This is a genomic window from Bdellovibrio bacteriovorus, assembly GCF_001592735.1.
Classification (GTDB): Bacteria; Bdellovibrionota; Bdellovibrionia; order Bdellovibrionales; family Bdellovibrionaceae; genus Bdellovibrio; species Bdellovibrio bacteriovorus_D.
In genome coordinates this window covers 1,104,504-1,115,690 of the sequence record NZ_LUKE01000001.1, presented here as the reverse complement: position 1 = coordinate 1,115,690, position 11,187 = coordinate 1,104,504, and the positions used below count along the sequence as shown (strand labels likewise).

General features: G+C 43.4%; 13 protein-coding genes. 4 read left to right on the top strand and 9 right to left on the bottom strand.

Annotated elements, in window-relative coordinates; genetic code table 11:
• Nucleotides 1-72: 72 nt before the first annotated feature.
• From AZI86_RS05435 to AZI86_RS05425, 3 genes are all read right to left on the bottom strand, one after another.
• Nucleotides 73-1,041, bottom strand: a complete 969-nt coding sequence (locus AZI86_RS05435; RefSeq protein WP_157684636.1) for a hypothetical protein — start codon at nucleotides 1,039-1,041, stop codon at nucleotides 73-75.
• 53 nt (nucleotides 1,042-1,094) lie between these two features.
• The gene (locus tag AZI86_RS05430; protein WP_061834053.1) at nucleotides 1,095-2,159 is read right to left on the bottom strand and encodes a serine hydrolase; all 1,065 of its coding nucleotides are present in this window, start codon (nucleotides 2,157-2,159) and stop codon (nucleotides 1,095-1,097) included.
• A gap of 162 nt (nucleotides 2,160-2,321) precedes the next feature.
• Entirely contained in the window at nucleotides 2,322-2,636 is a 315-nt protein-coding gene (locus AZI86_RS05425) for a winged helix-turn-helix transcriptional regulator (protein WP_061834052.1), read from the bottom strand.
• A 102-nt stretch (nucleotides 2,637-2,738) separates the two neighbouring features.
• Here AZI86_RS05425 and AZI86_RS05420 point away from each other — a divergent pair, with 102 nt between their 5' ends.
• Together AZI86_RS05420 and AZI86_RS05415 are read left to right on the top strand one after the other, a co-directional pair.
• The gene (locus AZI86_RS05420; RefSeq protein WP_061834051.1) at nucleotides 2,739-3,215 is read left to right on the top strand and encodes a peroxiredoxin family protein; all 477 of its coding nucleotides are present in this window, start codon (nucleotides 2,739-2,741) and stop codon (nucleotides 3,213-3,215) included.
• Nucleotides 3,216-3,225: 10 nt separating this feature from the next.
• Entirely contained in the window at nucleotides 3,226-3,765 is a 540-nt protein-coding gene (locus AZI86_RS05415) for a carboxymuconolactone decarboxylase family protein (RefSeq protein WP_061834050.1), read from the top strand.
• Nucleotides 3,766-3,799: 34 nt separating this feature from the next.
• On the opposite strand, the gene AZI86_RS05410 is transcribed toward AZI86_RS05415, so the two are convergent.
• The 4 genes from AZI86_RS05410 to AZI86_RS19440 are packed head-to-tail and all read right to left on the bottom strand — an operon-like array spanning nucleotide 3,800 to nucleotide 7,309.
• Complete coding sequence (locus tag AZI86_RS05410) at nucleotides 3,800-5,176, bottom strand: hypothetical protein (RefSeq protein WP_061834049.1); 1,377 nt, start codon at nucleotides 5,174-5,176, stop codon at nucleotides 3,800-3,802.
• Complete coding sequence (locus AZI86_RS05405; RefSeq protein ID WP_061834048.1) at nucleotides 5,163-6,251, bottom strand: hypothetical protein; 1,089 nt, start codon at nucleotides 6,249-6,251, stop codon at nucleotides 5,163-5,165. The genes AZI86_RS05410 and AZI86_RS05405 overlap by 14 nt, the downstream gene beginning before the upstream one ends.
• A gap of 1 nt (nucleotide 6,252) precedes the next feature.
• Nucleotides 6,253-7,125, bottom strand: coding sequence for an aKG-HExxH-type peptide beta-hydroxylase (locus AZI86_RS05400; RefSeq protein ID WP_061834047.1), 873 nt, complete (start codon nucleotides 7,123-7,125; stop codon nucleotides 6,253-6,255).
• Nucleotides 7,126-7,180: 55 nt separating this feature from the next.
• Nucleotides 7,181-7,309: a hypothetical protein gene (locus AZI86_RS19440; protein WP_301335741.1), complete on the bottom strand. Its 129-nt coding sequence runs from the start codon at nucleotides 7,307-7,309 to the stop codon at nucleotides 7,181-7,183.
• 194 nt (nucleotides 7,310-7,503) lie between these two features.
• On the opposite strand from AZI86_RS19440, the gene AZI86_RS05395 reads away from it, so the two are divergent.
• On the top strand, nucleotides 7,504-8,094 hold the full coding sequence (locus AZI86_RS05395) for a YdeI/OmpD-associated family protein (protein ID WP_061834046.1): 591 nt from the start codon (nucleotides 7,504-7,506) through the stop codon (nucleotides 8,092-8,094).
• Here the strand turns inward: AZI86_RS05395 and AZI86_RS05390 are convergent.
• The gene (locus tag AZI86_RS05390) at nucleotides 8,091-8,585 is read right to left on the bottom strand and encodes a hypothetical protein (protein WP_061834045.1); all 495 of its coding nucleotides are present in this window, start codon (nucleotides 8,583-8,585) and stop codon (nucleotides 8,091-8,093) included. The two genes, AZI86_RS05395 and AZI86_RS05390, sit on opposite strands and share 4 nt — an antisense overlap.
• Before the next feature lie 100 nt (nucleotides 8,586-8,685).
• Between AZI86_RS05390 and AZI86_RS05385 the strand changes: the two genes are divergently transcribed.
• Complete coding sequence (locus AZI86_RS05385) at nucleotides 8,686-9,765, top strand: Rieske 2Fe-2S domain-containing protein (RefSeq protein ID WP_061834044.1); 1,080 nt, start codon at nucleotides 8,686-8,688, stop codon at nucleotides 9,763-9,765.
• A gap of 2 nt (nucleotides 9,766-9,767) precedes the next feature.
• On the opposite strand, the gene AZI86_RS05380 is transcribed toward AZI86_RS05385, so the two are convergent.
• Nucleotides 9,768-11,138, bottom strand: coding sequence for an acyl-CoA dehydrogenase family protein (locus tag AZI86_RS05380; RefSeq protein WP_061834043.1), 1,371 nt, complete (start codon nucleotides 11,136-11,138; stop codon nucleotides 9,768-9,770).
• Nucleotides 11,139-11,187 lie beyond the last annotated feature (49 nt).

The following is an 11,187-nucleotide window of genomic DNA, read 5'->3' as shown; positions in this document are numbered from 1 at the left end:
AAAACCGCACCAATCGCAATGTTGACGCAGTGATTAGTTCTAGTTTTTTGAATTATGGAACGAATTTGGAAGCTAGGGACACTCAAGCCTATCAAGGTCTACAGACGGATGATTAATCCAAGAAACACTGGTCATTCCTCGGTCTGAATCATGAATGTTTTCAAGCGAATTTAAAAAGAAATTTGGCCTAAACAGCTGGGAACCTTTTTTGGTGACGGATAGCTCTGGAGTTATGGCGGCGTCTGCCTGAAAAGTATATGAATTTACGTATTCCAAGCCTTCAGTTTCATCAAGGGACGGATCAAGAGTGGCGACACAAGCACCTTGCGTATTACAGCCCTCAAAATTTATTTTTTCGTCGATGAAGGGACGTCCTTGAGTATCTAGCAAGGTGCAGTCGCCGCCGTTGCTTAAAATACCACGGGCAGATCTTTTAAACTTTCCATTTCTGGTTAGCATCAACTTACTATCAGGGCACTGTAAAACAAAATATCCTGCCCCCGAAATCGCAAGGTTGGCCGTGTTTTCGTCCGCTGGTGCATCGATGATATTTCCTTGCTCGCCACTAAATGTTCCTAGCTCCGTTAGGCTGGCACGACGACAATCGATTTCTTTTGTGACATCACCCTCATCAGAATAGTGAACAATCGAATAATATCCATCGGGGCAGGAGGGGGACTTTATCCAAGCCACATTTTTTTCATTCATCCCTAAGAAGGGACTGATCTTACTAACAAACACTTGGATTTTTCCGCTCATCGGAACCGATGTTTTCGCGGATCTTAACTTGCAAAGCAATTCGATTTGATCGGATGTAATTTCAGATTCGTTGTCGTCTTTATTAATATCGTTGTTGCTCTTTGGGGGACTGTTCTTTTGAGTTACTGGCAGAGATGTTACCGCAGTCTGTAAGTTTGCGGGCCAGTCAGCCTTGTTTGACGCGTGCCCCGTAGCGACGGAGACTTCTATTTCTCGGTCGAGGAGAAATAGAAGTAAAACGACAAGAGTGGCAAGTAATATCATGCGTCTGGGGTGTTTCACTTAATAAAGTATATAATCCCAAGAGCGAGGCGGGTATCCCCGACTAGTCTAGATTATTTAACGCCCGCATATTCACGAATCAATCCACCCGCTAGTAAAGCCGCCGATTGGTCTGATCCAGAATTTGATAAGATCGCCAGACCGTATTGGCGTCTGCCAGCGTAAAACACCATCAGGTGATTACGAATCGCGACGTTATAAGAAGCGCCGGTTTCGGGATTTTCCGTGGGACCATCATAGGTTCCGGTTTTTCCGCCCACATAAATACTTGAGGGGATGTACTTAAGTCCACGAGAGGAACCCGTGCGGCATGTATGCATCAGCTTCCACACGATCGAAGCACCGGGGAAGGCATTTCGGTAAAGATCGTAAAGAGTTTCCACGGCTTCGTCAGGCACAAGTTCATTGCCATGTGTACTGCCCCAGTAACCTTGGTACCCACGAGTCAGCTTATAACCCATACGCTGAGTAAAGTTATGGATGTACTCGCGTCCTTTGTTTGAATCCCCGCCGCCGATCTGCGACTGCAGATTGGTCCATGCGGTGTTTGAAGATACCACTAACATATCCGCCATCAATTGCAGCTGTGAACTTGAAATGCTGCCGTTTTGTTTATCAACTAGGGCTGATCCCACATAGATTTTAGAACTGGAAGCGCCGAAAAGTTTTTTATGAGACGAAAGACTTTTAGCAATGACTTGATGAGAACTTAAATCCATCAAAGTCCATTGCACTTTGTGTTTCGGATCTGTTTGAGTGGCTGTCTTTAAAGCTTGATAGTCTGCTTTCAAGGCGGCGGTAAAAGTATTGCCGGATCCGCGCGTGAGAGTCAGCTTTGTACCATTGACGGAAATGCTACTAAGATCTTTTCCGTTAGGTAGTTTAGAAAACTGAGAATCTAAAACAGGATTAGAATAATCAACGGGATTTAGGCCCACCGGATCTTCTGCGTCGGGATCTGTCGGGGTTGGATTGTTTGTTCCTTGGTCAGTATTATCGTTGCCGTTTTCAATTTGAGTTAATTCATCGGTAGGGACTTCAAAGTTTTTTCCGCAACCGATCACCGATACAGAAAGAGTAAATACGAAAAGAGACAGAAGTCGGGTGGCTCTAGCCATCAGGCACCTCGTTTATTTGCTTTTCGACATATACTAGATGACGCAAAAGCAATGCGGGGCCTAAGCAGTATTTTCTGGACCAAATCTTAGACATAGAGCCAGGAAACTGGCTCGGGGTGCGGATCTTACGGTGGTTAAAAAATGAGAATCACTAGTGACAGATTATTTTTTGATGTCCATTTCGTCTTCAAGATTGCGAATGGCCTTAACGATATCTAAAAACTTTTTTCCAAATTCAGTATAGACATATTCCACTCGTGGTGGAACTTCCGGATGTTCCACTTTATCGATGACTTGATATTTCTGCAGTTTGCGAAGTCTTTCATTTAAAACTTTTGTGGTTAATCCGTCTTGTTCTCGCACCATCGCGCCGGGACGATTAATACCTTTATCGATCATATCTAATATCGACATGGACCATTTGCAGCCCACGATATCCTCGACTAGAAACTTCACGTCATATTTTTTTTCGTCCATAAGATCTCCAAGATGTACCGTTAAGTACCTACCACACCATTTTGTAACCACTTGTTATCGTTTGTTATTTTGAAATAATCAAACACAACAAAGGAGGAGCCAATGAAAGCTCAACAACTACAAGTAAGCCAGTGGCTCAACACTTCACCAGATTATCACCTGGATGTTGAGGCGCCAAGAATCAAAGTCATTCATGCCTTTCAGATGTTGTGTCCGGGCTGTGTATATCACGGGGTGCCACAAACCATGGAAATTTTTGAACGACTTAAAGGTTTATCTGTCGACGTAGTGGGTCTGCACACAGTTTTTGAAAACCATCATGCGATGGGGCCAGAGGCTTTAAAAGTTTTTATCAAAGAATGGCGAATTCCATTTCCGGTCGGAGTGGATGAACACCGCGAAGGCGAGTGGATGCCGCTGACGATGAAAGCTTACGACATGCAAGGCACGCCGACGACGATCATCATTGATCAAAACGGTGAAATCGTTCTGCAGCATTTTGGAATTTTAGATACAGAAAAATTAATCGAGTTTGTGAGTAGTTTAGCAACCCAGACTCAAACAACCAAACAGGCCTAAGGAGGTCATTATGTCTTATATCAACCTAAAATCACCGCAAGAAACAACGGGCTCGCACAAAAAAATGTTCGACCAGATTGAAAAAGGCTTCGGTAAAGTGCCGAACATGTTCTTAGCGATCGGAAATTCCCCCGCTGCTCTTGAAAGCATGTGGGCATCATTCGGGGCTTTGAGCAAAGGGAAATTGGGAGCGAAGCTGGGTGAAAAGATTGCGGTGCTTGTTGCAGATATCAATCGCTGTGAATACTGCTTAGCTGCGCACACCGTGCTTGGCCAGGGTGCCGGTAATACCGCAGCCGAAATGACCGCCGCACAAGCCGGTGAGTCGAGTGACCCACGCACTCAAGCGGCGTTAAACTTTGCAGCTCGTCTTGTGAAAGCTCGCGGTCAGGTTTCTAAATCTGACATCGCTGACGTAAAAGCAGCCGGTTTTTCAGAAGAAGAAATCGCAGAGATCTTGGCGCACGTGGCATTAAACACATTCACAAACTACACCAATGTGGCGTTTGATGTGCCGGTGGATTTCCCGGCGGTGCCGTTAAGAAAATAAATAAAAAGGGGAGGTGCAAAACCTCCCTTTTTTATTACCCGCGATGTCGGGATTCGATAATGACTTTAGTTTCGGCTAAACGCTCGATGGCATCATTGATTAAAGAAAGATTCTTTCCATCAAGGTTTGCGTCCCATTCATCTAAAATGATGTATTTCACGGAATCGAGTTTTTCGATCTTTTGAAATACGGCGAGCAAGCGATTGCCATCAGAATGATCTAAGAAATCAATGGAGAACGAAAGGTCTTCATAGTTTGTCGGCAACATAAAAGAGCTATCTCCTGTTTTTTCTTTCAAGACAGAAAGCAAAGTCGACTTTCCAGCTCCATTAGGTCCACGCAAAGTACGACGACCTTTAGCGGAGTCTTGAATATTTTTGAAAAAGAAATCAGCCGTAGATAGTGGGATTTCGTTTTTCCTTTCAGTTAAGGAAAGCTCTGGAATTTGTACATAGCTTAAGGAATCTTTTGTGCCACTATTTGAAAGTAAGGTTTCCTCTAGGGTTTTCAACTGATTGCGCACACCATTCCAACTTAGAGTTAAGTTAAAAAAGGAAAAGATGCTTTGGATGATCTGAAGCTGGCGAGGCATAGTGATAAATAAAGCCGCAATCGCGGGGATGTTTTGCTGGTTTTCCCACAAAAAGATGCCATTTCCTAGGGCCACAATTAAAAGGGCTACGCATACGGTGATGCTAGAAATCACTGAACGAGTGATATCATAACTTGCAGCGGCCTTTCGTGATTGACGAAAGCGCTCTGAAAAAAGCTGATGCCAATTTTCAAAATTAAATCTATTTCCGATAAAAATATTCTGCCACGCTGACAACATCGAACTTGATAAGGCGTTGCGGCTGTCCTGCATAGCTAAAGAAGACTTGCTGATAAATCCGCGTGAGAGATAATTGACTCCCACCAGTATGGCACCCGCGGCGGCGTACCATCCCATAATGCGAGAATCCAAAGCCCAGGCAATGACCATGATATTGAAAAGCGAGTTCAAAAGTGTCGAGATAAGCTGATAAAGTAAACCCGTTGCCCCATCAAATACCGCAAAACTTTCATTAGTTAGCCAAGATTCCTTAGTGACCTTATTCCTGGCATGACCCCAGGTGGTCCTTCCTTTGTTGTGATCGATAAATGAATTTACAAATTTTTCGATCGAACTTAAGCGCCATCTTTGCAAGTACGCCATGGACAGTGTGTTTGGCAGATACACCAAAACCAAGCTGATCACAAAAGCGCTGATATACTGAATTCCTTGCTGCAGGTCGCCTGCGGTCACCATCTGGATTGATTTAACAATCAGATATGTTGAAGCCGCAACGACCAGTTGCTGTAAAACAGACCAAACTGTCGAAATCACGGCATCACGATTTAAAAGGCATGAATAAATATTAAACCTTTTCATTTGCGAACTCCGCCATTCCAAAAATATCTAGATAACCTTCCGCCACTGCTTGGTCACCAGAATCAAGTTTTGTTAAAAACGACTTAAGGCCGCTACTGATTCTTTCTGGATTTACGGTATTTCCTAATTGAGAAATCACTTTTTGTAAATTGCCTAGATTGCAGCTTGCAGAAACTGCAAAGGCGGCGAGCTTTTCATCGTAATTTAAGTCGGAGGTTTCATTTGCTTTTGTCTTAAAGAAATCAATACCGTTGTTTAGGACAACACTGTCTACAAGCTTCTTTTCTAAAGAGCCTTTGTCTGCGTAGTTCTGAAGAATATCGCTATAGTCTTCTTGTAAAAGCAAAGAGCCAAGTTTTATAAGCATAAAGAAATTTTCACTTAAGCTTTGCGTGTCTAAGAACTTTTCTAAGTTCATGCGAAATTCTTTAGAAGCTTTTCTGGATAAAAGGCCCAAGGCGGTTAGTTTTTTGCGCTGGATATCGTTAGACACATAGTAATGAGCCGCTAGGGTTGGGAAATAGTTTGATTGAGCTCCGTATCGTGGTGTTGCAATCGTGCGGATCAGAAGACTTGTCGTCGGTTCACCAATGTGGAAAACACTGTGGGGATCTACGTCGCCGGGACGCACGATAGATCGTCCGCCTTCTTTCCAGATTTCAGACTCACGCACGTTAAGACTTCCAAATCGCAATGCACCGGTTTCTTGTTCTGCTTTGAAATCATAAACGACGTTTAAGGCATCACCCTTAAGCTGAAATTGAACGGCAGAAAAATCATGGTCGTGCACATTCACGTGGCCACCCCACCAATTTAGGATCTCGATCATGAATCGGCCATTATGAAAGATTTGGACATACAGATCTGAAAATGTAGAGCGTTGCTGTTGAAAGCGAACACCCGGCATATCTAAAAGCTTAAGCTGGTTAGAGACTTCGCCCAAAGCAGAAAGATCTAAAGAGCTTGTTTCTTTCCAAACAACTTCGGGAAAATGGTCAGTGGAATAATTGATCTTTTGCCATTTGCTTTCAATGCGGGACATGGTCGATTCGATTTCTTTATATAACTTTTCCATTTTACATAGCCTCATAAATCTTTAATTGCTCTTTTGCTAACTGAACCAGCTCGATTGCCCGAGGTTTGCAGACCTCATGAAGGCGAGGGTGTTCTAAGACAGACTGAATAGAGGCTGAGATATTTTTCACCAGTTCTTGAGAACTTGGATGTAAAAGTTTTTGCCCCGGTTCAGTGGGTAAGAACTCTTTTCGCGTGTATAACAGCTCCATGGAAACGATAATGCTGTGAATGACTTTATCCATAGGGCGTTGACGTTTTAAGATGGAAGATTGGGCCCAAAATTCTTGTTTAGTGATATTGTAATAGTTAAAATGTTCGTTATTAAGTTCATCTAAAAACACTAGAGTGTGGGTGAGTTCATGAATCAACATTTCTAAAACATTTTGTTCTGAAATTTCGGGACGTAGGTTAAGCCAGATCAGACCAATGCAACGATTGGTTGTACCTCCGTGGGCGCTAAATCCTTCAGAGTTGCGATTTGAATTACAAAGGACAACGGCATGAACAGCTAAGTCAAAAAGTTCAGCTAGATCTGGGCGGATGATTTTAAGTTGTGCTAAACTGCGCTGAACTAGTTCCGCGTTAGCCAAAAGCAGATCTTTCGAGTAATTGTCTCCAACCATACGCTCTTGATTAAGGTCATCGATAATGCTTGCGGAAAAAGCAGAGGCAAATTGGTTAGAACGAGTTAAATCGCGAACCACGATTTCGGGGTCATTTAAAATCGGGAATTCAGAATGAACAGATTTTAAATAGTTTACGTAAGAGGGCTTTAGATCTTGCATCTTTTCGATGTCGGTATCACCAACAAACGGAGCTGCAAGTTTATAGATATTTTCAATACTTGTTTCGATTCCAAACATTCCGTACATAAAAACTCCTTTAAAGGGTGCGCCCCCGGGGAGGCTGGCGCCCCCGAAGAAAAAACTAATCAAATGCGATCATGTTCATTTGAGTATTGCCAACTCCACCCAATTCAAAATGGCCTTGGGCTTTCTTTTGAGTCGACTTGATTTGCTTTTTCGTTACTGAACGAACGATTTTCTGAATGTTCATGGTTACTCCTTTGTGGACCCAGAAATTTGGGCTCGCGGACACATAGTTCAAATCCAGGACCAGAAAATTCTGACCTATAAACGAATTAAATGGGGTTTGGGGCTAAATTCTGATCCGGTTTCTCGGAAATCGGACACGGGGGCTGACTTCATCCTAAAGCTTCGTTTATCGTTAGACCTTAAGGAGCGACAGGTATGAGCGACACAAATCCTAAAGTAGACGCGTTTATTAAGAGCCAAAAGGCATGGACTGCCGAAATCAAATCACTAAGACAAATTGCTTTAGATAGTGGACTGCAAGAAGACTTTAAATGGAGTCTGCCTTGTTACTCGCATGATGGGCAAAACATCGCGATCATCCAGAACTTTAAAAACTTTTGTGCGCTGATGTTTTTTAAAGGACATCTTTTAAAAGATTCTAAGGGCCTATTAAAGGCTCCGGGTGAAAACTCACAAACGGCTCGAAGATTTGAATTCACAAGTGCTGCGGAAATTTCAAAACTAAAGACCACAATTAAAGCCTATATCAAAGAAGCGGTGAAGGCTGAATCGTCGCCTGCGGCAAAGACCGAAAAAAAAGCGCCAAGGAAACAAGATATCCCGGTCGAGTTTAAAACGAAGCTTGCAAACAATAAGAAATTAAAAGCGGCTTTTGAGGGACTAACACCGGGCCGTCAGCGTTTGTATTTGATGCATTTTGCATCAGCAAAACAAGCAACGACTCGAGTTTCAAGAATTGAAAAGTATATTCCGAAGATCCTTAAAGGTTTAGGAATGAACGATTAGGTTTTGTGAAGAAAATCAAAGTCTCGATCTAAAACGGTTTTGCGACCATCCGCTCGAGCATTGTCAATCGCGCGATCTGTGACCACGCGAACGTATTCAGATAAGACATCCATCACCGAGGCAGAGGTATTAAAATCAGATCTTGCCGTCACATACTCTTTTAATCTTGAAGCAATAATCAAAACATCTTTAGGAACGGGCTTTGCCCCAGAAAAAGTCGATGTCGAAGCTCCTGCAACGGGCGCAGGCTTAATCAAAGTGCGTGAAGATGTTTCGGTGGCTGATTTTGGAGCCATTTTTTCAATAGCACCCGCTTGACGATGTCGGGCGCCAGGTAAGTGGGCATCAAAGCACGAAATGCTGCAGAATACGTAACCGGTGCGTTCACCATTGCAGGTAGAAACGCTGCAAACATAATATCTAGCGCCAAAGCCGATGGGTTTTTTGCAGGTGCTGCACTTCTTCCAAAAGTTTGCGTCAGTCATATTCATTTTAGTCCTCACTTCTGATGTTCGGTTATTTCATCATAATACACACTTCATTCAAGCGCTTTTTTGGTGTAGGTTTAAGGCTCTTAAAAAAGGAATGAGCATGTTTGGTTCTGCGGACTGGATTTCCCTTGGAAATACTGAAGAATTGGTAAAAGAGCTTGAGACCACGGGTTTTCTTAAAGAAGTGACCTTGCAGGAAAAAAGAATCGTTATTTCTTACCATGAAGGTCAATTCGGAGCTGTCCACGCGCGTTGCAATCATATGGGTGGGCCTTTAGCAAAAGGCAAACTGAAAAAAGGCTGCATGGAGTGCCCATGGCATTATTGGGAATTTCATCATCAATCCGGTGAGGCAATGAATCGTGCTCACGAGCCTCTTGCTTCCCACGGTGGAAAACTTTCCACTTATCCGTTGAAAATTGAATCAGGAATTTTGTACATCAATGTGGCCGGGGAAACTGAAAGAATCAAACCGCATTATAATCCGATGCAAGATGTGGCTCGCGAGCCGAAACGCGCGCCGGGGCCGATTCGCGTTTTGGGAATTTCAACAACGGCGATGGATAAAGAACATCCACGCTATTCAACTTCTGAAGAGCTATTAAAAAGCACGCTAAAGAAAGCCGAGACAGAATTAGGGTTGGAAACTCAATTCTTAGCTTTGTCGGAGCTTAACTTCAGGCATTGTGAAGGGTTTTATTCAAAATCAGAAAAAGCCTGCACGTGGCCCTGTTCGATCACGAAGATGGATCCGAAAGATGAAATGGTAAAAATCTATGAAGGCCTTGTTCATTGGGCCGATGTAGTTTTGCTTGCAAGCCCCATTCGTTGGGGATCCGCAAGTTCGCTGTACTATAAAATGGCAGAGCGCCTAAATGCCGTTCAAAACCAAATCACTTTACGCGATCGAGTGCTTATAAAAGATAAAGTGGCGGGGTTTATTATCACCGGTGGGCAAGATAATATTCAGGCCGTGGCCGGTCATATGTTGATGTTCTTTGGAGAGTTAGGATTTATCTCTCCCCCATTTCCATTTGTGGCGCATTCTTTGGGATGGTCGTCAGAAGACATGGAAGCGAACATGGATATCGTGCAAAAGAGTGAATACTTGCATAACCAATCTTATGAACTTCTGCAAAGATCCGTCGATCTTTCGCGACGGACCTTAAATTTAATTTAAAATTATGTAAACGCGCTCATCCCGGTGATCGCGCGTCCAACAACAAGACTGTTAATTTGCTTTGTGCCTTCGTAAGAGTACAAAGCCTCAGCATCCCCCAGGAATCGCGCGACTTTATTAGAAATCAAGATGCCATTTGCACCCATCAGTTCTCGCGACATGCTGGTCACTTGCCGACAGCTCACGGTACAGAAAACCTTAGCTAATGAAGCGCGCTCATCAGAAAGCTGACCTTGATCTTGCAACTGACTTAAACGCGACACCATACACTGCATCGCCGTTATTTGTGAAAGCATCTGCGCTAGCATATCTTGAGTCATTTGAAAGCCCGCGATCGGGCGTCCAAATTGCTCCCGCTTTAAAGTATAATCCAAAGTGCTTTCATAGGCTCCGCGCGCGCAACCCACGGCTTGCCACGCCACGCCGGCGCGAGTTTTCTTTAAAACTTCGGCGGTGTTACGGAATGAATCTGCTTTTTGCAAGCGACGCTCTTCTTTGACTTTGACATCTTTTAACGTGATCAAAGCATTTTGCACAATTCGTAAGGCCATTTTATCTTCGATTTTCTCGGTCGTCAGCCCGGGTGTTAAACGATCAACGATAAATCCTTTCACTTGATTGTCTTCTTCGTCGCGGGCCCAAACAATAATGTAATCAGCAAACGTGGCATTTCCGATCCACTTCTTTTCACCATTGATAACCCAAGTATCGCCCTGGCGTTTGCAAGTCGTTTTAAGACTTGAGGATGCGGCGGAGCCCACATCAGGTTCTGTCAGAGCAAAAGCGCCGATTTTTTCTAATCTTGCCATGGGCGGAAGAAATTCTTTACGTTGTTCGTCAGAGCCGCAGATGTCAATAGAGTTCATCGCCAGTCCGCTATGCACACCAAAGAAAGTACAAGTCGAAACATCCACGCGCGCAATTTCAGCACCGACCATGCCCTCTAAAATATTGGATCTTTCTTGGCCGCCAAATTTTTTATCTAAGGTCATGCCGCAGATATTTAATTTTTTAAATCCTTCGATGATCTCAAACGGAAATTCCCCGTTCATCCAGTATTCCGTCGTCAGGGGCTCTACTTTTGAAGTCATAAATGCGCGAACTTCATCCAAGGTTTTTTGTTCGTCGGGTGTCAGAAGATCTTTGACGTCGTAAAAGTCAGCATTGATAGGCGGACGCTTGGGGTTTTTTCTTTTTTTAATTTTTCGGGCTTGATCTAAAAGAAGTAAAATATCTTCAGGACCCATGTCGCGAATGAATGATAAGACGTGGGGCAGGCTTCCTAGTTTAAATAAATCAGATTTTCTTTTTTTCTCTGCCTGTTCAAAGGCGTCTTTCATTTTTTCTGAAAGTGATTCCCAAAAATTTTCCATTTAGACCTCTTATGAAATAGATATATCTATTGAGTCTCCTCTTTGGGTG